Below are 20,455 nucleotides of genomic sequence, written 5' to 3'. Positions count from 1 at the left end.
CGACCTGCTGGCGGCGGCGGTGAAGGAGGCGTCGACCGCTGGTCCGCTGGTCCAGCAGATCGAGGCCTCGGTGGACTTCTACCGCGACGAGAAGGTGTTCGCGAACACCGACGGCGCGCTGATCGAGCAGACGCTGACCGAGAGCGGCGGCGGCCTGATGGTCAACGCCAGCGACGGTGACGACCTGCAGCGGCGGTCGTTCCCGCAAGGTGTGCCGCGGCAGATCCGTGGCCAGCGCGGCGACTTCGCGACCGCCGGGTACGAGCACGTCATCTCACTCGGCCTGGACCGCGAGGCGGCCCGGATCGCGTCCGAGGCGGTCGCGCTGCTGTCCGCGCCGCAGTGCCCGGACGAGATCACCACGCTCATTGCCGGTAGCAACCAACTGGCGATGGTGCTGCACGAGTGCGCCGGTCACCCGATGGAGGCCGACCGCGCGCTCGGCACCGAGGTCAGCCTGGCCGGCGGCACCTACGCGACCCCCGAACGGCGGGGGAACTTCCGCTGGGGCTCGGACATCGTCTCGGCGTACGCCGACGCGACGATCCCGGGCGCGCTGGGCTCCTTCGGGTACGACGACGAAGGCGTGCCCGCGCAGCGGACGCAACTGGTGAAGGACGGGATCTTCGTCGGGTACATGTCCGGTCGTGAGTCGGCCGGGGCGCTGGGCCTGGAGTCCACCGGGCAGGCCAAGGCCGACGGGTGGCAGCGGTTGCCGCTGGTGCGGATGACGAACATCTGCCTGGAGCCGGGGGAGTCCTCGCTGGCGGAGATGATCGCCGGCACCAAGCGCGGCATCCTGGTCGACACCAACCGCGGGTTCTCGATCGACGACCAGCGGATGAACTTCCGGTTCGGCACCGAGATCGGCTGGGAGATCCGCGACGGCAAGCTCGGCCGGATGCTGAAGAACTGCACCTACCAGAGCGTCACGCCGCAGTTCTGGGCCAGCCTCGACGCGCTCGGCGGACCGGACGAGTGGAAGGTGCACGGTGTCCCGTCGTGCAACAAAGGTGAGCCGCTGCAGGTTGCGCACGTCGGCCACGGCACGGTCCCAGGTCGCTTCCAGAATGTGCAGGTAGGACGATGAGCATCCAGCAGTCCCAGGTCGAGCAGGCCCTCGAGATCCTCGGCGAAGGCACCCGCCTCGACGTCCTCGGCGAACACGCGGACCTGCTCCGCTACGCCGAGTCCCAGATCACCGCCCAGCACAGCGAACGCCGTCTCCGGGTCCGGGTCCGCACTACCCGAGCCGGCCGCACAGTAGCCGGCTCCCTCGAAACCTTGGACCCGGGCGCAGTCCGCACCCTCGCCACCCGCCTGGACGCCGCCCTCGCCGATCTACCTCCGGGGTCCGCGGCAACTACTTCCCCCACCGTGGATCACTCCACCGATACACCTCACGTGGCTGCGGCCGACTCTGTTCTGCACGCGGACCCCGCGGACAGGCACCGGTGGTTTGCGGCGGTGCGGGATGGGTTGGACTCGGCGACGACGCTGGGTGGGGCTATTCGGTTCGATGTTCTGGATCGGGTGGTGGCGGACTCTGACGGGTTGTTCCGGGCTGAGACGTTGACGAAGGCTGCTATTCAGGCGATCGCCAAGAAGGGCGACAACTCGGTCAGCGTGCGGTACATGCATCGGGACGCTGACCAGGTGCCGGTGGGCGAGATCGCGGAGAGGTTGCGGGCAGCGCTCACACCGTTGCCGACGAAGGAAGCACACCACGGGCCGTGCCGCGTGCTGTTGAAGCCCCAGGCGGTCATCACCCTGATTGCGACGTACGGGCACTTCGTCCTCGGCGCGACCGGATACGCAACCGGCCGCTCGGCCGTGGCCGGCCGGCTGGGGGAGCGAGTCGTGAGCGACCTGATCAACCTGGTCGACGACGGCGCCGACGCGGCCGGACTGCCCAGCGGATTCGATGCCGAGGGCAACGTACGGCGCCGCACCCAGCTGATCGAGAACGGTGTGCTGACCGGCGTGGTCTCCGACCGCCGCCGCGCAGCGGTCACCGGGGGAGTCCCGACCGGGCACGCCGTACCCGACGGCTGGCGGTTCGGCGGCGACCCGAGCCCGTCCAACCTGCTGCTCGCCCCGGGCGGCGCGACCGATGAGCAGCTCCTCGAAGAGTGCGGCAGCGGCCTGGTCGTGAACCGCCTCGACTACCTCCGCTCCCTGCACCCCAAGCAGACCCTGGTCACCGGCACGACCCGCGACGGCACCTACTGGGCCGACGGCGGCGAGGTCGTCGCCTGGCACCCGCAAGTGCGTTTCACCTTCCGGATGGACGACGTGCTCAACGCAGTCCTTGCCGTCGGCAACACCAGGGAGTGCGGCGACACCACTTTCATGGACAGCGTCGTCGTACCGTCGCTCCTGATCGACGCCGGCCCGCTCGTCCTCCCCTGATCCAGCAGTGCCCCGCGTGACGCGTGCTCATAACTCCGCGGGGCACTGCTGCACCACCTCACCCGGAGACTGCATGCCCTCGGTCATCCCCCTGCTCAACGGCTACTCCCTGACCTCGGACCAGGGCAATCCGGCCTTCTGCTCGGTGCTGCTCGTCGAGAGTGGCGACGAGCGCGTGCTGTTCGACTTCGGTCACGTCGGCCGGCGCCGCATCCTGCTGACCGCCTTGAAGGATCACGGCCTGGCGCCGGCCGACATCACCAAGATCGTCGTCTCGCACGGACATTGGGACCACCTACAGAACGCGGACCTCTTCCGCGACGCCGAGGTGTTCATCCACCCTGCCGAGCTGCGCAACCTCGCCGACCCGCCCGCGACCGACTTCGGTACGCCGCGCTGGGCCAACGCGATCCTGTCCGGTCTGAAGCTCCGTGAGACCGGCGAAGGCGACGAGGTGATTCCCGGCGTCGCGGTGATCGAGCTCCCCGGGCACACCCCGGGCTCGATCGGCCTGCTCGTGTCCGACGGCACTGTGCTGGCGGCGGACGCCGTACCGACGCTGGCTGTCCTGCGCGCCCGCAAGGCGTCCGGCCGGCCGTACGAGCGGGAGCAGGCGGACGCGTCGGTCGAGCGGGTCGCCAAGCTCGCCGATGTCGTGTATCCAGGGCATGACCGCGCGATCCGTGGGTTCGAGTACGTCGGAGCTGCGCCACCACTCGGGTTCCGGGTGCCGTGAACGAAGGAGTTGCTGTGCAGACCACGCCGGAGCGGACGCCGAGCATGCTGGAGGATCCACCCGAGGTCGGGGTGGCCGCCGCGACGCGGTTGCTGCAGTCGGAGTACGGGATCGACGCCGAGGTGTCCGACCTGCGCAGCGAACGGGACCGCAACTTCCTCGCACACGCCACCGACGGCCGGCGGCTGGTCGTCAAGGTGTCGAACACCGGCGACGACCCGAAGCAGATCGCGATGGAGAACGCCGCGATGCAGCACGTCGAGCAGGTCGACCCCGACCTGCCGATTCCGCGCGTGCTGACGAGTCTCGACGGCCGCTCGGTGGTGACGGTCGAAGCCCCGGACGGGCGGACGCATCTGGTCCGCGTGATGACGGTGATGCCCGGCGAGGTCGCCGACCTGATGGCGCTGCCCGAGTGGTTCGCCACCGAGTTCGGATCGGTGAGCGCACGGCTGACGCGCGCCCTGCAAGGCTTCGGGCATCCGGCGGCGTACCGGCGACTCGACTGGGACCCGCGGATCGTGACCACCTTGCGTCCGTACGCCGACCGGCTGCCGGACGAGACGCGCCGGGTCCCGACGCATCGCCTGCTCGACCGCTTCGAAGGCCTTGACGCGGCGACGCGCGAGCTGCCCGGGTTCGTGCTGCACGGTGACGTGACGTTGAGCAACGTGCTGCTGCAGAACGGCGGCATCACCGGCGTGATCGACTTCGGCGACATGCACCACACGGCTCGCGTCGCCGAGCTCGCGATCAGCCTGACGTCGCTGCTGCGCGAGTCCGACGACCTCTGGCGCGACGCCGGCCGGTTCCTCGACGGCTACCAGCGAGTGCTGCCGCTCGAACCCACGGAAGTCGAGCTGATCGGCGAACTCGTGCTGGCCCGCTCCGCGGCCAGCGTGCTGATCTCGGCCTGGCGTGCGCCGCTCTACCCGGACAACGAGGAGTACCTGACCAGCCTGGTCGCGGGCAGCTGGCGCATCCTCGACGAGCTCACCGACGTGCCGGCGCGTGACCTTGCCGACCGTTTCCACAGCCTCTGCGGGACGAAGCGCGTCAGTTCCGCCCAGACCGCCGACCCGACCCTGCTGGTACGGCGGCAAACCGCGTTAGGTGGTGAGCTGTCGCCACTGTTCTACCGCTCGCCGTTGCAGGTCGTGCGGGCCGCGGGTGCCTGGATCCACGCCGCGGACGGCCGCCGGTATCTCGATGCCTACAACAACGTTCCGGTGGTCGGGCACGCCCACCCGGCCGTCGTGCAGGCGATCTCGCGACAGGCCGCCGTACTCAATCTGAACTCGCGGTACCTGCATCCCAACGTGGTCGAGCTGGCCGAGCGGTTGACGGCGTCGATGCCGGACGGGCTGGACACTTGCGTGTTCGCCAACTCCGGAAGTGAGGCCAACGACCTGGCGTGGCGGATGGCTCGCGTCGTGACCGGGCGGGGTGGTGCGGTCGTTGCCGACCTCTCCTACCACGGGGTCAGCGAGGCGACCGCGGCGTTCTCGACGAACACGTATCCACCGGAAGCCCGGCCGCCGCATGTTGCGGTTTTCGAAGCGCCTCGGCAGCTCACCGACGACGGACCCGCGGCGGTGCAGCGCGTCCGGGCGGCGCGCGACGACCTGCAGCGGGCCGGGCATGACCTGGCCTTGCTCGCGGTCGACGCCGTGTTCAGCAGCGCCGGGATCCTTACCCCGACCGACGCGTTCATGCGCGGACTGCAGGACGAGGCGCGGGCGGCCGGTGGGTTGTTCCTGGCCGACGAGGTGCAGGCCGGCTTCGGCCGCGGCGGACGGAACCTCTGGCGGTTCCAGGACTTCGGGCTGACCCCGGACTTCGTCACGCTCGGCAAGCCGATGGGCAACGGGCACCCGGTCGCGGCACTGATCACCCGCCGGGAGATCGCGGAGGCCTTCGTCGAGGTGGACGAGTACTTCAGCACCTTCGGCGGCAATCCGGTGTCGTGCGTCGCGGCCCTGACCGTGCTCGACGTCATCGAGCAGACCGGCCTGATCCAGCGCTCCGGCCAGGTCGGCGCCGAGCTCCGGGCCGGCCTGGAAGCTCTCGTGCCGAACGTCCGCGGCCAAGGACTGATGGTCGGCGTGGAGCTACCCGATGCGGTGGACTTCGCCGAACGGTTGCGGGAGTACGGCGTACTCGTCGGAACCACCGGTCCGGGCGGGGGCGTGCTGAAGATCCGCCCGCCGCTGATCTGGGAGTCGGCCGAGGTGGAGCAGTTCTTAACCGCGTTCCAGAAGGCGTTGAGTTAGCTACTGTTGGGCGCGTGCGCGAACTGGTTGTGCTGGGCACCGGAAGCCAGGTGCCGTCGCGGGAACGCACGCAGAACGGGTATTTCCTGCGCTGGGACACCGACGGGTTTCTCTTCGATCCGGGCGAGGGCACGCAGCGCCAGATGCTGTACGCCGGGGTCGCGGCCGGCGCGATCACCCGGCTCTGCGTGACGCACTTCCACGGCGACCACTGCCTCGGCGTGCCGGGCATCGTGCAGCGGCTGTCGCTGGACGACGTACCGCATCCGGTTCGGGCGCACTACCCGGCGTCGGGCCAGACGTATTTCACCCGGCTGCGGTACGCCGCTTCGTTCTACGAGCGCGCCGAGTTGCTGGAGGAGCCCGTCGAGGAGGACGGTCTGCTGTCGGTCGGGCCGTTCGGGCAGCTGTGGGCCCGCCGCCTCGAGCACCCGATCGAGTCCTTCGGCTACCAGCTGATCGAGCCGGACGGCCGGCGGATGCTGCCGGACAAGCTCGCGGCGTACGGCGTCGCCGGCCCGGCGATCGGGCGGTTGCAAGCGGCCGGATCGATCGACGTCGACGGGCGGACGGTCACGATCGAGCAGGTCAGCGAGCCGCGGCCGGGTCAGCGGTTTGCGTTCGTCATGGACACGCGGCTCTGTGACAACGTGCTCAAACTCGCCGACGGCGCCGACCTGCTCGTCATCGAGTCCACCTACCTGTCCGCCGAGTCGACCCTGGCCCGCCGGTTCGGTCACCTGACCGCACGCCAGGCGGCCCGGGTGGCCCAGGAGTGCGGGGTCCGCAAGCTCGTCCTCACCCACTTCTCCCAGCGCTACCTCGACCCGCAGGCGTTCCACGACGAAGCCGCCGAAGAGTTCTCCGGCGACCTCGTCGTCGCGGCCGACCTGACCCGGACCCGGGTCCCGCCGCGCCGCTGACCGTCAGCGCAGCTCGCGGAAGAACTCGCGGACGTCGGCGAGCAGGAGGTCGGGGACCTCGAGCGCGGCGAAGTGGCCGCCGTGGTCGACGTCGGTCCAGCGGGTGATGTTGTTGTCCTTCTCGGAGTACCGGCGGATCGCGACGTCGTGGGCGAGGACCAGCGCGGCCGTCGGCACACCGGAGTTCTCGCGCGTCTCGCCCCACGGCTGCTCCTGCGCGTACCCGACGTACGCCGCCGATCCCGCCGTGCCGGTCAGCCAGTAGATCATCACGTTGGTGAGCAGCCGGTCCTTGCTGATGATCTCCTCGGGCAGCGTCTCCATCGGGTAGGTCCAGGCCCGGAACTTGTCCATGATCCAGGCGAGCTGCCCGACCGGTGAGTCGGCCAGCCCGTACGCGAGGGCCTGCGGCCGGGTCGACTGGATCGCGATGTAGCCGAACTCCTTCTGCATGAACTCGCCGATCCGGCGGATCCGGTCCTGCTCCACCGGAGTGAGGCTCGCGAGCTCCTCGTCGCTGAGCGGGAACGTCGGCAGGTTGGGCCCGCCGTTGGTGTGTACGCCGACCACCTTGTCCTTCGCCGCCCGGGCCACCTCGGGGGAGACCGCGCCGCCGATGTCGCCGCCCTGGACGCCGTACCGCTCGTAGCCCAGCTGCTCCATCAGCTCGGCCCACGCCTGACCGGTCCGGGCCCGCGTCCAGCCGCCCTTGTGGACCGGGCCGGAGAAGCCGAACCCGGGCAGCGACGGAATGACGAGATGGAACGCGTCCTGGGCCTCGCCGCCGTGCGCGACCGGGTCGGTCAGCGGGCCGATCAGGTCGAGGAACTCCACGATCGAGCCCGGCCAGCCGTGCGTCAGGACCAGCGGGAGCGCGTCCGGCTCGGGCGACTTCACGTGCAGGAAGTGGATCAGCTGACCGTCGATCTCGGTCGTGAACTGCGGGTACGCGTTGAGCTCGGCCTCGGCCTGGCGCCAGTCGTACTCGTCGCGCCAGTAGTCGACCAGGCCGCTCAGCCAGGAGACCGGCACACCGGTGTCCCAGTCGTCGCCGGGGAGCGGGGCCGGCAGCCGGGTGTTGCGCAGCCGGGCGGCCAGGTCGTCGAGGGTGCTCTGCGGGATGTCGATGCGGAATGGCTTGATCATGTCTCGACTCTGTCACCCGGTTAGGACAGCTTCGGTCCTAGCTGGCTGACAGAATCAGGACATGCTCGAAACTTCTGCTCGGCTGCTCAAGCTGCTGTCCCTGTTGCAGCTCCCCCGCGAGTGGAGCGGCGCGGCGCTCGCGACCGAGCTCGGAGTCGATGTGCGGACCGTCCGCCGCGACGTCGACAAGCTGCGCAACCTCGGCTACCCGGTGGACGCCGTACCAGGGGTGGCGGGCTACCGGCTCGGATCGGGTACGGCGCTGCCGCCGCTGCTCCTGGACGACGACGAGGCAGTCGCGGTCGCGATCGGGCTGCGCGCTGCCGCGACCGGGAACGTGGCGGGGATCGAGGAGTCGTCGGTCCGCGCGCTGACCAAGCTCGAGCAGGTCCTGCCGTCCCGGTTGCGTCATCGCATCAGCCTGCTCCAGTCAGTTGACGTGACTCCGTCCGGAGCAGCCGTCGTACAGCCAGACGTCCTACTCGCGGTGGCCGCGGCATCTCGCGACCGGCAGCGGCTGCGCTTCGACTATCGAAGCCATGACGGGACGACGAGCGTTCGTACGACGGAGCCGCATCGGCTGCTGCACACCGGACGCCGGTGGTACCTGGTCGCCTGGGACGTCGAGCGCGAGGACTGGCGGACGTTCCGGCTCGACCGGTTGGAGCCACGGATCCCGACCGGCCCGCGCTTCACACCCCGCGAAGTCCCCGATCCGAACCTCACCGCCCGCGGTGTCGCCGCCGGCGGCTACCGCTTCCAGGCACGCTTCCGCGTCGACGCCCCGGCCGAGCAGCTCGCGGACCGCCTGTCGCCGAGCGTCGCCACCCTCACGCCGCTGACCGCGGACACCACCCAGGTCGACACCGGCGCCAACTCCCTCACGGAGCTCATCCTCTACATCGGTCTGCTCGGCTACTCCTTCGAAGTCGAGTCGCCGCCCGAGCTGATCACCGAGATCCGCACCCTGACCGCTCGCCTGACCGCGGCGCTGCCGGCCGGCGGGTAGCGTTCGGTCATGTCTCTCGACGGCTTGCAGGATCGGTACGTCGACACGGTGCTGGGCCGGATCCGGTTGCGGGTCGGCGGATCCGGGCCGGCGATGGCGTTCTGGCCGAGTCTGATGATGGACGGGACGCTGTGGTCCGGGCAGGCCGCGCACTTCGCCGACCGGTTCCAGGTGGTCCTGGTCGATCCGCCCGGTCACGGTGGCAGCGCAGCGCTGACCGGACCGTTCAGCTTCGAGCAGTGTGCCCAGGTGATCTGTCAGATCCTCGACGACCTCGGTGTCGGCAAGGCGCATCTGGTCGGCAACAGTTGGGGCGGGATGATCGGCGGCACGTTCGCCGCGCTCCACCCCGACCGGATCGGAGTCGCCGTACTGATGAACGCGACGGCCTCCCCGGCGGGCCTGCGGCAGAAGGTCGAGTACGGCGTGCTGACTCGATCCGCCCAGCTCCTCGGGGGTGTCCGCGGGCCGTTGGTCCGTCCGGTGATCGACGCGTTCCTCGGGCCGACCGCCAAGCAGGAGAAGGCCGAGGTCGTTGCTGCAGTCAACGACTCGGTCCGCCGGGTGGACATCACCTCCGGCCGGCACGCCGTCACGAGCGTGGTGCCGCGCCGGCCCGACCAGCGCGCGCTCTTCGGCCGGATCCGGACGCCGGTGCTCGTCGTCGCGGGCGCCGAGGACGCCACCTTCCCGGTCGCGGAGACCGAGGAGATGGCCGACTCCATCCCCGGCGCGCGGTTCGTCGTCCTCGAGCAGTCCGCGCACCTTGCCGCGCTCGAGTCACCCACCGAGGTCAACGCCCTGATCGACGACTTCCTCGCGGATAATCCGGATCAGTAGTCCGTCGACGTGGTGATGTGGGCCCAGGTCGCGGCTTCCTCGGCGCGGGAGCGGGAGGCCTGGTCGGCGTGCCGCAGGGCGTCCTTGCCGAGCAGCAGCCGCAGCGGTGGGTTGTCGAGGGCAACGATGCCGACGATCGCCCGGGCCGCCTTGGCCGGGTCGCCGGGCTGCTGACCGTCGGTCTCCAGCCGGTAGCGGTTCATCGCGCCGACGGTCGAGTCGTAGTCCGGGTCGACCGGCGCCAGCGTCATCGACGAGCCGCCCCAGTCGGTCCGGAACGCGCCCGGCTCGACGATCGTCACCTTCACCCCGAACGGCGCGACCTCGTTGCTCAGCACCTGGGAGAACCCTTCGACCGCGTACTTCGCGGTCTGGTAGGCGCCCATCCCCGGCGTGCCGCCGGCCCGGCCGCCGATCGACGAGAACTGCAGGAAGTGGCCGCCGCGCTGCTGCCGGAAGACCGGCAGCGCGGCCTTGGTGACGTTGACGAGCCCGAACAGGTTCGTCTCCAGCTGGGCCCGGAAGTCCTCGTCGGTGGTCTGCTCGATCGCGGCGCTGTTCGCGTAGCCCGCGTTGTTCGCGACCACGTCGAGGCCGCCGAACTCGTCGAGAGCGGTCTGTACGGCGGACCGCGCGGCCGCCGTATCCGTCACGTCCAACGCGATTGCGCGGACCTGGTCGCCGTACCGCTCGACGAGGTCTTTGAGTTGCTCGGGTCGGCGGGCGGTCGCGACGACCCGGTCGCCGGCGGCCAGGACCGCCTCGGTCAGGGCGCGGCCTAGACCGCGGGAACTGCCTGTGATCAGCCAAGTTTTGGTCATGCCAGTGCTAACCAACCAACTGGTTGGTTGTATTCCCGGGTAAGCTCGGGACATGCAGAGGAACGCCGACCGGACCAGGGGCCGGATCCTGGCCGCCGCCACCGAGGAGTTCGCCGCCCGTGGGATCGCCGGCGCGCGGGTGAACCGGATCGCCGAGGTGGCCGGCTGCAACAAGGCGATGCTGTACGCGTACTTCGGCAGCAAGGACGGGCTCTTCGACGCGGTCTACACGGTCGCCGTCGACACCTACCTGGCCGAGGTCGGGTTCGACACCGCCGACCTGCCCGGGTACGCCGGACGCGTCTTCGACTACTTCGAGGAGCACCCCGAGCACCAGCGGCTGAACGTCTGGTATCGCCTCGAGCGCCCGGACGGCAGCGCGCTGGAGGCGATCGTCGCGGTCAACAAGAGCCGCCTCGCCGACCTCGACCAGGCTCAGCGATCCGGCGTCGTACCGGCGAATTTCACGCCTGCCGAGTTGCTCGCCCTGCTCCAGGCGGTCGCCACGAGTTGGTCCTCGATGAACCCCGAGTACGCCGCCTCCGCGCCCGACCGAGCCACCCGCCGCGCCGCGGTCGTCGAGGCAGTCCGGCGACTCGTGTCGTCCTGGTGAGTGTGGCGCAGGCCACTGACGATTCTCAGGGAACTCATCGCTTCGCCAAAAGGAGTTCTCAGTTCGGCGCGCTCTACTCGAAGGCAGAAGGAACTGGCCGAGGAGGGCACCGGGACATGAACAGCAACGCGGGATGGCAGGGACAGGGTGGGGCAGGGCAGCCGGGTTACTGGCAGCCGACGGGTCCGCAGCAGCCGCCGTACGCTGGAATGCCTTACTACCCAGGCTATTACGGCCCTCCGCAGCAGCGCCCGCCGAAGAAGCGGGGCCGCCGGCTGCTCGGCGCCGGGGCGCTCGGGCTCGCGGTCGCGATGGTCGCCGGATCGGTTGCCTGGGGCATCGATCAGCGGGCGGCCAACTCGTCGCAGCTCTCGCAGCAGCAGCTGGACCCGGCCGCCGTCGCGGCGAAGGTGTCGCCCGGGCTGGTCGACGTCAACACGGTGCTCGGCTACGAGAACGCCCGGGCCGCCGGAACCGGGATCGTGCTCAGCTCCGACGGTGAGGTGCTGACGAACCACCACGTGATCGAGGGCGCGACGTCGATCTCGGTGACCGACATCGGCAACGGGAAGACGTACACCGCGAGTGTGGTCGGGTACGACGAGGACCACGACGTCGCCGTACTGAAGCTGAAGGACGCCTCCGGGCTGCAGACCGCCAAGATCGGCGACTCGGACAAGGTCGCGGTCGGCGACCAGGTGGTCGGGATCGGCAACGCCGGCGGTGTCGGCGGGACGCCGAGCTACGCGCCGGGCACCGTGACCGGGCTGAACCAGTCGATCACGGCGACCGACGAGAACGGCCAGGACCCGGAGAACCTGACCGGCCTGATCCAGACCGACGCCAACATCCAGGCCGGTGACTCGGGCGGACCGCTGGCGAACGCGGCCGGCGAGGTGATCGGCGTCGACACGGCCGGCTCGGGCGGCAACAACGGCGGCGCCGGCCGGCCGGGGCAGGCGGCGGCGAGCACCGCCGCGGCGACCGCGACCCTCGCGTCGGCGGGTGGTACGGCGACCACGACCGCGGACGGCAACGGCTTCGGCGACCCAGGATTCGGCGGCAACGGCTTCGGCGACGGCAACCCGTTCGGCGACGGATCGGGGAACGGCAACCCGTTCGGCGACGGATCGGGCAACGGCAACGGCAACGGGAACGGCGGCAACGGCCAGGGCCAGAGCACCGCGCAGGGCTTCGCGATCCCGATCAACGAGGCGATGGCCATCGCCGACCAGATCCAGGACGGCAAGGCGTCGGACACCGTGCACATCGGCGAGTCGGCGATGCTCGGAGTCTCGGTGGTCCCGAACGCGGACACCACCGGCGCCGTGGTCGGCGACGTGCTCGCCAACGGCAAGGCGGACGAGGCCGGCCTCGAGGCCGGTGACGTGATCACCACCTTCGGCGGCGAGACCGTCGAGTCGCCCGACACCCTCTCGACGCTGCTGAACCGGCACCACCCCGGCGACAAGGTCGAGGTCGGCTGGGTCGACCAGACCGGACAGCGGCACAAGGCAACCATCGAACTCATCACAGGCCCGGTCCGCTGACACCAGCGCTACCCCCCGCTGAAGCGGACCGACCGATCGGGCCCGGCGCCTCCTACCTCCCCTCACGAGGCGTCCGGGCCCGATCTCTTTTGCGCCCACACCTGTCAGGAATAGAGAAGCCCCGGACTGTACGGCGCCTCTAGCGTGAGTGCCATGGTCATCCGGCAGCTCGTCCCCGCCGCGTACCGCCCAGTGCTTTCCCACCGGGTGCTTCGGCGGCTCATCGTCGGCTTCGCGGTCTCGTTCCTCGGCGACGGGATGAGCTTCGTCGCGGTGGCCTGGCTCGCCATCGAGCTCGCGCCGGCGGCGACCGAAGGTCTGTGGGTCGGCGGCGCGGTGGCGGCGTACACCTTGCCGGGTGTTGTCGGCGCGCTGGTGTTCGGCCGCCGGCTCCGCCGGCTTCCGGCCAAGCGGGTGTTGCTTGCCGACACCGTCGTGCGTGGGGTGTTCCTGGCCGTCGTACCTCTCGCCTGGTTCGCCGGAGTGCTGACACCTCCGCTGCTCGTCGTGGTGCTCGCGGGGTCGTCGTTGCTGCACGCGTGGGGGAGTGCGGGCATGTACACGCTGATGGCCGAGGTGCTGCCCGAGGAGCAGCGGCTTGCCGCGAACACTCTGGTCAGTTCGATCAACTTCGCGGCCACGATCGCAGGTCCGGCCGTCGCCGGGGTGCTGGTGACCTACGTGAGCTCCGCCCTGGTGATCGGCCTGGATGCGCTGTCCTGGTTGTTCCTGGCGTTGATCGTGGTGAGCACGCGACTGCCGGACTCGCAGCCCGTCACGGCCGATCCGGAGGAGCCGGCTGCCCGCGGTGGATTCGCCTTCATTCGCTCGCATCCCGAGCTGCTCGGCCTGCTGGCGCTCACCTGGTTCTTCAACTTCCTCTACGGGCCGGTCGAGGTCGCGCTGCCGCTGCACGTGACCAACGACCTGAACGCACCGGGCACGCTGCTCGGCCTCTACTGGATGCTGTTCGGCATCGGCGCTGTCCTCGGCGGCCTCACCATCGGCGCACTGCGCGAGCTCCCGCTCTGGCCGGTGACGGTGGCCATCGTCGTGCTCTGGGGTCTGCTGCTCCTGCCGTTCGCCTTCGACGTCCCGATCGCCGTGACCGTTGTCTGCTTCATGCTCGGTGGCGCGATCTACGGCCCATTCGTACCGCTGTCCGTGACCCTGGTCCAGGCGAAGTCCCCGCCGCGGCACCTGGCCGCCGTACTCGCTGCCCGGAGCTCGGTCCTCCTGACTGCGGCACCGCTCGGCACTGCCCTCGGCGGCCCGCTCACCACCGCCCTGGGTCCGCGTGGAACGCTCGGCGTATCAGGTCTCGCAACCCTGGTTCTCGGCGTGATCGCCTGCGTGTTGTTGCTAGTTCGCGAAGCCGCTGCGCCACGTCGGCTGAGTCGGCGTCCACGCTAGCTGCATGCGGGCGTGGACGTTCGAGGCGCCGCGAGCCCAGGTCGGTCGGGTCCCATCGGTAGCTGACGGCATCGGTGCGCCGACGGCCGCCGCGAAGACCGGCGCCCAGGTCGATGCAGAAGCCGGGTCGTCGTCGACGATGTTGACCGGTCCGCCCGGCCACCGCAGAGCCCGTACGGCGGCGATCGCGGCGTCCTCGACATGCAGGAAGCTCGTGATGTCGGGGCCGGCGGGGAGGTTGCCGGCGGCGGCCAGGTCCGCCATCAGCCCGCCCTTCGTGTACCAGGTGCCGGGGCCGTACAACATCCCGTACCGCAGCACCACCCACTCCGGCGCCTCGGCGGTCATGGCCTCCAGTTCCGCCACGGCCTCGACCATTCCACGGCGACCGTCGTCGGGGTTGGCGAGGTCCAGCGGTGTCGACTCGACGGCCGGCTCGTCGCCGCCCTCGTAGGCCCACGAGATGCTCTGCGTGATCACTCGCCCGGCTCCCGCGGCCAGCGCGGCGTCGACGAGGTTGCGGGTGCCGACTCGCCGGATCCGCGCGTTCGCCGCGAAGTCGCGGGACGCCAGGTCGGTCAGTTGGTGCATGACCACGTTCGGCCGGGCCGCCGCGACCACCTCGCGCAGGCGCGCGGCGTCGTACACGTCCCCATGGACAGCGGTCACGCCGTGGAGCGTGGACGGATCGCGACGGGTGAGGGCGGTGACCTCGTGACCTTCGGCGAGCAGCAGTGGCACCAGCAGGCGCCCGATCGCTCCGGTCGCGCCGGCGAGAAAGATCCGCATGGTGCCCCACGCTAGGCGAGCGCCGTCCGGCGGCCGGGGGCCAGTGTGTGATCAATTCCATGGGCCACTTCGGCGGCGCGGGTTTAGGCTGAGGCGAAAGTAAACAGCTGTTCACCATCGTGAGGACACCGCGTGAGCGCCAGCCCGTCGACCGTCCGCCCTGCTCGTCCGCGTCTCGTGCTGGCCGCCCTCGCGTTCTGCGGCGTGCTGGTCTCGATCAGCCAGACGATCGTCGTTCCGCTGCTGCCGGAGCTGCCGCGAATCACCCACAGCGAGCCAGCCGACGTCAGCTGGCTGGTCACCGTGACGCTGCTCACCGGCGCGGTGTTCACGCCGTTGCTCGGCCGGGCCGGCGACATGTACGGCAAGCGCCGGGTGCTGCTGGTCGCGCTCGGCTCGATGGTGATCGGGTCGTTGCTGTGCGCAAGCAGTGCGCAGCTGGCCGTGCTGATCGTCGGCCGTGCGTTCCAGGGCGCCGCGGTGGCCGTCGTGCCGCTCGGGATCAGCATCCTGCGCGACGAGCTCGAGCCGCGCCGGGTGCTGCCGTCGATCGCGATCATGAGCTCGACGCTGGGTGTCGGCGCGGCGTTCGGCATCCCAGCGGCGACGCTGGTGGTGCAGTACTCGAACTGGCACACGATGTTCTGGGTCAACTTCGGCATCGGCCTGCTGGACATCGTGCTGGTGCTGCTGATCGTGCCCGAGTCGGCGGTGCGGACTCGCGGCCGGTTCGACGTCCCGGGTGCGTTCGGCCTCAGCGTGTTCCTCGTCTGCCTGCTGCTGGCGGTCTCCAAGGGCAGCGCGTGGGGTCCGACCGCGACGATCGGCCTGTACGTCGCCGCCGCGGCCGTCCTCCCGTTGTGGGGCTGGTTCGAGCTCCGGACCAGGAGCCCACTTGTCGATCTGCGGGTGTCCGCGCGGCCCGCCGTACTGTTCACCAACCTGTCCGCGCTGCTGATCGGGTTCTCGTTCTACGCCAACTCGCTGTCGACCGCGCAGCTCGTGCAGGAGCCGAAGTGGACCGGGTACGGGCTCGGCGCGTCGATCGTGGTCAGCGGTCTGTGCCTGCTGCCGGGCGGTCTCGCGATGGTCGTGCTGTCGCCGGTGTCCGCGCGGATCTCGTCCGCCCGCGGTCCGCGGTTCACCCTCGCGATCGCGTCGGTGCTGATGGCCGCCGGGTACGTCGTCCGGCTGTTCACCAGCGAGAACCTGGCCGGGATCGTGGTCGGCGCGACCGTGGTCTCGGCCGGAACCGCGGTCGCCTACTCGGCACTTCCGGCCCTGATCATGCATGCTGTGCCCGTGACCGAAACGGCCGCGGCGAACGGACTGAACACGCTGATGCGCACGATCGGGGCTGCGATCTGCAGCGCGATCGTCGTGACGGTGCTGACCAACGTGACGATCACCAAGGAGAACCTGGTTGCGCCCGCGCTGTCGGCGTACCTGATCGTCTTCGTGGTCGCCGGGCTGGCCGCGGCGGTCGCGGCCGGGTTGGTGCTGCTGATCCCGGCCCGGCGGCAGGCGCCGGTGCACCTGGAGAGCCCGGTGGGCACGACGTGACGGACCCCGGGCGGATCACGATTCTCCGGGCGGCGCGGCGGGCGTTCGCGCTGCAGCCGTACAACTCGGTCACGTTGCGTGGGATCGCCGCCGACGCGAACGTCAGCGCGGCCCTGATCGTCAAGCACTTCGGCAGCAAGGAAGCGCTGTTCGAGAAGGTCGCGGACTTCAGCGAGGCCGCGCAGCTGCTGCTCGACGCGCCCGACGGCGAGCTCGGCCGGCACGCGGTGCTGACGCTGGTGAACTACCGGCGCGAGAACGGCCTGGACCTGCTCGTCCGGGTGATCTTCGCGGCCGGCAGCGGCGACGAACGGGCGCTGATCCGTGAGCATTTCCGCGACCAGGTGACCAGCGCGTTCACCGCCCGGCTGAACGGCGCCGACGCCGGCCTGCGGGCCGAGCTGATCACCGCGCAGCTGCTCGGACTCGGCGCGGTGATGTCGATCGACAAGACCGGCCCGAGTACGACGGCGGACCCGGAGACCATCGCGGACCTGTTCGCTCCGGGGATCCAGGCGCTCATCCACTGATTGAACAGCAGTCTCACTAGGTGGGCAGGGACCCTGTTCACGCGGTGTGACGCCGCTAACATGGTGCAGCCAGGTCGAGAGGCGCTGCAACGGACCTTCAGGTCCGCCACGCTCGACCCGGGGTATCTGTTGCAAGGGCGCCTCCGGAGATTTTCTGGAGGTGACGGCAGATGAGCGAAGCCGCTCTACGGGAGCTGCTGGATCAGCGGATCGCGGTCCTGGACGGTGCCTGGGGCACGATGCTGCAGGGCGCGAAACTGAGTCCGGCCGACTACCAGGGCGACCGCTTCGGCGACCACACGCACGACGTCACCGGTGACCCCGACCTGCTCAACCTGACCCGTCCGGACGTGATCCTCGACGTCCACCGCCAGTACCTCGCGGCCGGCGCCGACATCACCACCACGAACACCTTCACCGCGACCAGCATCGGCCAGGCCGACTACGGCCTGCAGGACCACGTGCGCGAGATGAACGTGGCCGGCGCCCGATTGGCCCGGCAGGCCGCGGACGAGTTCGGCGGCCGATCCAGCCGTCGATTCGTGGCCGGTTCGATCGGCCCGCTGAACGTGACGCTGTCGCTGTCGCCGCGGGTCGAGGACCCGTCGTACCGGGCGGTGACCTTCGAGCAGGTGCGGGCCGCGTACGCCGAGCAGATCGCGGCGCTGGCCGAGGGCGGCGTCGACCTGCTGCTGATCGAGACCATCTTCGACACCCTGAACGTGAAGGCCGCGATCATGGCGGCCCGCGAGGTCGCGCCGCACCTGCCGCTGTGGATCTCGGTGACGATCGTCGACCTGAGCGGCCGGACCCTGTCCGGCCAGACCGTCGAGGCGTTCTGGAGCTCGGTCGAGCACGCCAAGCCGCTGGTCGTCGGCGTCAACTGCTCCCTCGGCGCCGCCGAGCTGCGCCCGCACGTGGCCGACCTGGCCCGCCTCGCCGACACCTACGTCGCCTCCCACCCCAACGCCGGTCTCCCGAACGCCTTCGGCGGGTACGACGAGACGCCGGAACAGACGGCCGGGATGCTGCAGGAGTTCGCCGAGTCCGGCCTGGTCAACATCGTCGGCGGCTGCTGCGGGACGACACCGGCGCACATCGAGCAGATCGCCGCGAGCGTGGCCGGGCTGCCGCCGCGGACCGTCGTAGCGCCGAACGAGACCACCCGGTTCTCCGGCCTCGAGCCGTTCGAGATCGGGCCGGACACCGGCTTCGTGATGATCGGCGAGCGGACCAACGTGACCGGGTCGGCCCGGTTCCGCCGGCTGATCGAGGGCGACGACTACCAGGCCGCGGTGGACGTGGCGCTGGAGCAGGTGCGCGGCGGCGCCAACCTGCTGGACGTGAACATGGACGCCGACCTGCTCGACAGCGAGCAGGCGATGACCACGTTCCTGAACCTGATCGCGACCGAGCCGGAGGTGGCCCGGATCCCGATCATGATCGACAGCTCGAAGTGGTCGGTGCTGGAGACCGGGCTGAAGTGCGTGCAGGGCAAGGGCGTGGTCAACTCGATCAGCCTGAAGGAGGGCGAGGAGCAGTTCCTCGAGCACGCCCGCCGGGTCCGCGACTACGGCGCCGGCGTGGTGGTGATGGCCTTCGACGAGCAGGGCCAGGCGGACACGGCCGAGCGGAAGGTCGAGATCTGCGGGCGGGCCTACGACCTGCTCACGCAGAAGATCGGCTTCCCGCCCGAGGACATCATCTTCGACCCGAACGTGCTCGCCGTCGCCACCGGCATGTCCGAGCACAACGGGTACGCGAAGGCCTACATCGACGCGCTGCCGCTGATCAAGGAACGGTGCCCGGGCGTCCACCTCAGCGGCGGTATCTCGAACCTGTCGTTCTCGTTCCGCGGCAACGACATCGTCCGCGAGGCGATGCACTCGGCGTTCCTGTTCCACGCGGGCAAGGCCGGCCTGGACATGGGCATCGTGAACGCCGGCCAGCTCGCGGTCTACGAGGACATCCCGAAGGACCTGCTGGAGCTGGTCGAGGACGTGATCTTCGACCGGCGCGACGACGCGACCGACCGCCTGGTCAGCTTCGCCGAGAACGTGAAGGGCAAGGGCAAGCAGCGCGAGATCGACCTGAGCTGGCGGGAGGGGACGGTCGAGGAGCGGCTGTCGCACGCGCTGGTGCACGGGATCGTCGACTTCATCGAGGACGACACCGAGGAGGCCCGGCAGAAGCTGCCGCGGCCGCTCGAGGTGATCGAGGGTCCGCTGATGGACGGGATGAAGATCGTCGGTGACCTGTTCGGCGCCGGCAAGATGTTCCTGCCGCAGGTGGTGAAGAGCGCCCGGGTGATGAAGCGCTCGGTCGCCTACCTGGAGCCGTTCATGGAGGCCGAGAAGGAGCAGGCCCGGCTGGAGGGTCGCGCCGAGATGGTGCGCGGCCAGGGCAAGATCGTGCTCGCGACCGTCAAGGGCGACGTGCACGACATCGGCAAGAACATCGTCGGCGTGGTTCTCGGCTGCAACAACTACGAGGTGATCGACCTCGGCGTGATGGTGCCGGCGGCCAAGATCCTGGACACCGCCGTCGCCGAGGGCGCGGACGCGATCGGGCTGTCCGGGCTGATCACGCCGTCACTCGACGAGATGGTGGCGGTCGCTACCGAGATGCAGCGCCGCGGGCTCAAGCTCCCGCTGCTGATCGGCGGCGCGACGACGTCGAAGCAGCACACCGCAGTGCGGATCGCCCCGGCCTATGACCAGACCACCGTGCACGTGCTGGACGCGTCGCGCGTGGTCGGTGTCGTGTCGGACCTGCTGGACGACGAGCGTGCCGAGGAACTTGCCCGGAGCAACGCGGTGGAGCAGGAGCGGTTGCGCGAGCAGCACGCGAACAAGCAGCGCAGCCCGCTGCTGTCGCTGGCGGCGGCTCGCGCCAACGCCGAGCCGGTCGAGCACGCCGAGCCGCCGGTGCCGGCGTTCACCGGGCTGAAGCAGGTGTCGCCGTCGATCGAGACGCTGCGCGCGATGATCGACTGGCAGTTCCTCTTCCTGGCCTGGGAGCTGAAGGGCAAGTACCCGGCGATCCTGGACCAGCCGGTCGCCCGGGAGCTCTTCGACGACGCGAACACGTTGCTCGACGAGATCATTGCCAACGGTTCCTTTACGGCCGAGGGCGTGTACGGGTTCTGGCCGGCGCACAGCGAAGGTGACGACATCGTCCTGGACGGCCAGGACGTGTCGTTCCCGATGCTGCGGCAGCAGACCGAGAAGCCGGCCGGGCGGCACAACCGCTGCCTGGCGGACTACGTCGCGCCGGCCGGTGACCACCTCGGCGGTTTCGGGGTGGCGATCCACGGCGCCGAGGCGCTGGCGGCGTCGTACGAGGCGAAGAACGACGACTACCGGGCGATCATGGTCAAGGCGCTGGCCGACCGGCTCGCGGAGGCCTTCGCCGAGTGGATCCACCTGGAGGCGCGGCGGGACTGGTTCGAGCCGGGCGCCGAGCCGGTGCTCGAGGACCTGCACGCGGAGCGGTTCCGCGGGATCCGGCCGGCGCTCGGGTATCCGGCGAGCCCGGACCACACCGAGAAGAAGGACCTGTTCGAGCTGCTGGAGGCCGAGAAGATCGGTCTCGGCCTGACCGAGTCCTTCGCCATGACCCCGGCCGCCGCGGTCAGCGGCCTGATCTTCCAGCACCCGGCGTCCCGCTACTTCAGCGTCGGCCGCCTCGGCCGCGACCAGATCGAGGACTACGCCGTACGGCGCGGCCAGCCGGTCGGCGAGGTCGAGCGCTGGCTGCGCCCGAATCTGGCCTACGACCCGGAGTGATGTCACACATCGGTGGCCGCCGGGACTCATAGGGGTGTGAAAGCACACG

16 protein-coding genes and 1 riboswitch are annotated in these 20,455 nt (G+C 70.0%); of the genes, 13 read left to right on the top strand and 3 right to left on the bottom strand.

Translation table 11 applies throughout. The annotated features are described in order from the left end of the window. The 5 genes from ACWCOV_RS33050 to ACWCOV_RS33030 form a co-directional block, all read left to right on the top strand. Positions 1 to 1,090 (top strand): TldD/PmbA family protein (locus tag ACWCOV_RS33050; protein ID WP_449833270.1); only part of this gene is annotated, 1,090 nt, incomplete at its 5' end. Further along, complete coding sequence (locus ACWCOV_RS33045; protein ID WP_449833269.1) at positions 1,087 to 2,412, top strand: metallopeptidase TldD-related protein; 1,326 nt, start codon at positions 1,087 to 1,089, stop codon at positions 2,410 to 2,412. The genes ACWCOV_RS33050 and ACWCOV_RS33045, both read left to right, overlap by 4 nt. A gap of 73 nt (positions 2,413 to 2,485) precedes the next feature. Further along, on the top strand, positions 2,486 to 3,148 hold the full coding sequence (locus ACWCOV_RS33040; RefSeq protein ID WP_449833268.1) for an MBL fold metallo-hydrolase: 663 nt from the start codon (positions 2,486 to 2,488) through the stop codon (positions 3,146 to 3,148). A 14-nt stretch (positions 3,149 to 3,162) separates the two neighbouring features. Beyond that, positions 3,163 to 5,421: an aminotransferase class III-fold pyridoxal phosphate-dependent enzyme gene (locus ACWCOV_RS33035; protein ID WP_449833267.1), complete on the top strand. Its 2,259-nt coding sequence runs from the start codon at positions 3,163 to 3,165 to the stop codon at positions 5,419 to 5,421. Between the two features lie 14 nt (positions 5,422 to 5,435). Continuing rightward, the gene (locus ACWCOV_RS33030; RefSeq protein WP_449833266.1) at positions 5,436 to 6,344 is read left to right on the top strand and encodes a ribonuclease Z; all 909 of its coding nucleotides are present in this window, start codon (positions 5,436 to 5,438) and stop codon (positions 6,342 to 6,344) included. A 3-nt stretch (positions 6,345 to 6,347) separates the two neighbouring features. On the opposite strand, the gene ACWCOV_RS33025 is transcribed toward ACWCOV_RS33030, so the two are convergent. After that, positions 6,348 to 7,490: an epoxide hydrolase family protein gene (locus ACWCOV_RS33025; protein ID WP_449833265.1), complete on the bottom strand. Its 1,143-nt coding sequence runs from the start codon at positions 7,488 to 7,490 to the stop codon at positions 6,348 to 6,350. Positions 7,491 to 7,551: 61 nt separating this feature from the next. Here ACWCOV_RS33025 and ACWCOV_RS33020 point away from each other — a divergent pair, with 61 nt between their 5' ends. Both ACWCOV_RS33020 and ACWCOV_RS33015 read left to right on the top strand, forming a co-directional pair. Then, positions 7,552 to 8,499 (top strand): helix-turn-helix transcriptional regulator, encoded by a 948-nt coding sequence (locus ACWCOV_RS33020; protein WP_449833264.1) that lies wholly within the window; start codon positions 7,552 to 7,554, stop codon positions 8,497 to 8,499. A 9-nt stretch (positions 8,500 to 8,508) separates the two neighbouring features. After that, entirely contained in the window at positions 8,509 to 9,339 is an 831-nt protein-coding gene (locus tag ACWCOV_RS33015; protein WP_449833263.1) for an alpha/beta fold hydrolase, read from the top strand. Here the strand turns inward: ACWCOV_RS33015 and ACWCOV_RS33010 are convergent. After that, complete coding sequence (locus ACWCOV_RS33010; RefSeq protein ID WP_449833262.1) at positions 9,333 to 10,160, bottom strand: oxidoreductase; 828 nt, start codon at positions 10,158 to 10,160, stop codon at positions 9,333 to 9,335. The two genes, ACWCOV_RS33015 and ACWCOV_RS33010, sit on opposite strands and share 7 nt — an antisense overlap. A 52-nt stretch (positions 10,161 to 10,212) precedes the next feature. Here ACWCOV_RS33010 and ACWCOV_RS33005 point away from each other — a divergent pair, with 52 nt between their 5' ends. The 3 genes from ACWCOV_RS33005 (at position 10,213) to ACWCOV_RS32995 (ending at position 13,736) form a co-directional block, all read left to right on the top strand. Next, positions 10,213 to 10,773, top strand: coding sequence for a TetR family transcriptional regulator (locus ACWCOV_RS33005; protein ID WP_449833261.1), 561 nt, complete (start codon positions 10,213 to 10,215; stop codon positions 10,771 to 10,773). Positions 10,774 to 10,982: 209 nt separating this feature from the next. Beyond that, positions 10,983 to 12,323 (top strand): S1C family serine protease, encoded by a 1,341-nt coding sequence (locus ACWCOV_RS33000; RefSeq protein ID WP_449833260.1) that lies wholly within the window; start codon positions 10,983 to 10,985, stop codon positions 12,321 to 12,323. A 153-nt stretch (positions 12,324 to 12,476) separates the two neighbouring features. Next, positions 12,477 to 13,736: an MFS transporter gene (locus tag ACWCOV_RS32995; protein WP_449833259.1), complete on the top strand. Its 1,260-nt coding sequence runs from the start codon at positions 12,477 to 12,479 to the stop codon at positions 13,734 to 13,736. Here ACWCOV_RS32995 and ACWCOV_RS32990 read toward each other — a convergent pair. Further along, on the bottom strand, positions 13,686 to 14,525 hold the full coding sequence (locus ACWCOV_RS32990) for an NAD-dependent epimerase/dehydratase family protein (protein WP_449833258.1): 840 nt from the start codon (positions 14,523 to 14,525) through the stop codon (positions 13,686 to 13,688). The genes ACWCOV_RS32995 and ACWCOV_RS32990 overlap by 51 nt on opposite strands. Positions 14,526 to 14,657: 132 nt before the next feature. Between ACWCOV_RS32990 and ACWCOV_RS32985 the strand changes: the two genes are divergently transcribed. From ACWCOV_RS32985 to metH, 3 genes are all read left to right on the top strand, one after another. Then, complete coding sequence (locus ACWCOV_RS32985) at positions 14,658 to 16,088, top strand: MFS transporter (protein ID WP_449833257.1); 1,431 nt, start codon at positions 14,658 to 14,660, stop codon at positions 16,086 to 16,088. Further along, complete coding sequence (locus ACWCOV_RS32980) at positions 16,085 to 16,618, top strand: TetR/AcrR family transcriptional regulator (protein WP_449833256.1); 534 nt, start codon at positions 16,085 to 16,087, stop codon at positions 16,616 to 16,618. Before ACWCOV_RS32985 ends, ACWCOV_RS32980 begins: the two co-directional genes overlap by 4 nt. A 70-nt stretch (positions 16,619 to 16,688) precedes the next feature. Then, positions 16,689 to 16,768, top strand: a riboswitch (S-adenosyl-L-homocysteine riboswitch). 20 nt (positions 16,769 to 16,788) lie between these two features. Next, positions 16,789 to 20,406 carry a methionine synthase gene (metH, locus tag ACWCOV_RS32975; protein ID WP_449833255.1) on the top strand — a complete coding sequence of 1,206 codons (3,618 nt, stop codon included), beginning with the start codon at positions 16,789 to 16,791 and terminating at the stop codon, positions 20,404 to 20,406. Positions 20,407 to 20,455 lie beyond the last annotated feature (49 nt).

Source organism: Kribbella sp. NPDC002412 (assembly GCF_053592935.1).
Note: the sequence above shows the minus strand (reverse complement) of the source record. Positions and strands in the feature narration are given on the sequence as shown.

Bases quoted from the DNA above. Each gene is read 5' to 3' on its own strand.
- ACWCOV_RS33045 (WP_449833269.1), top strand. From the start codon at position 1,087: ATGAGCATCCAGCAGTCCCAGGTCGAGCAGGCCCTCGAGATCCTCGGC.
- ACWCOV_RS33040 (WP_449833268.1), top strand. From the start codon at position 2,486: ATGCCCTCGGTCATCCCCCTGCTCAACGGCTACTCCCTGACCTCGGAC.
- ACWCOV_RS33025 (WP_449833265.1), bottom strand. From the start codon at position 7,490: ATGATCAAGCCATTCCGCATCGACATCCCGCAGAGCACCCTCGACGAC.
- ACWCOV_RS33020 (WP_449833264.1), top strand. From the start codon at position 7,552: ATGCTCGAAACTTCTGCTCGGCTGCTCAAGCTGCTGTCCCTGTTGCAG.
- ACWCOV_RS33015 (WP_449833263.1), top strand. From the start codon at position 8,509: ATGTCTCTCGACGGCTTGCAGGATCGGTACGTCGACACGGTGCTGGGC.
- ACWCOV_RS33010 (WP_449833262.1), bottom strand. From the start codon at position 10,160: ATGACCAAAACTTGGCTGATCACAGGCAGTTCCCGCGGTCTAGGCCGC.
- ACWCOV_RS33005 (WP_449833261.1), top strand. From the start codon at position 10,213: ATGCAGAGGAACGCCGACCGGACCAGGGGCCGGATCCTGGCCGCCGCC.
- ACWCOV_RS33000 (WP_449833260.1), top strand. From the start codon at position 10,983: ATGCCTTACTACCCAGGCTATTACGGCCCTCCGCAGCAGCGCCCGCCG.
- ACWCOV_RS32995 (WP_449833259.1), top strand. From the start codon at position 12,477: ATGGTCATCCGGCAGCTCGTCCCCGCCGCGTACCGCCCAGTGCTTTCC.
- ACWCOV_RS32990 (WP_449833258.1), bottom strand. From the start codon at position 14,525: ATGCGGATCTTTCTCGCCGGCGCGACCGGAGCGATCGGGCGCCTGCTG.
- metH (WP_449833255.1), top strand. From the start codon at position 16,789: ATGAGCGAAGCCGCTCTACGGGAGCTGCTGGATCAGCGGATCGCGGTC.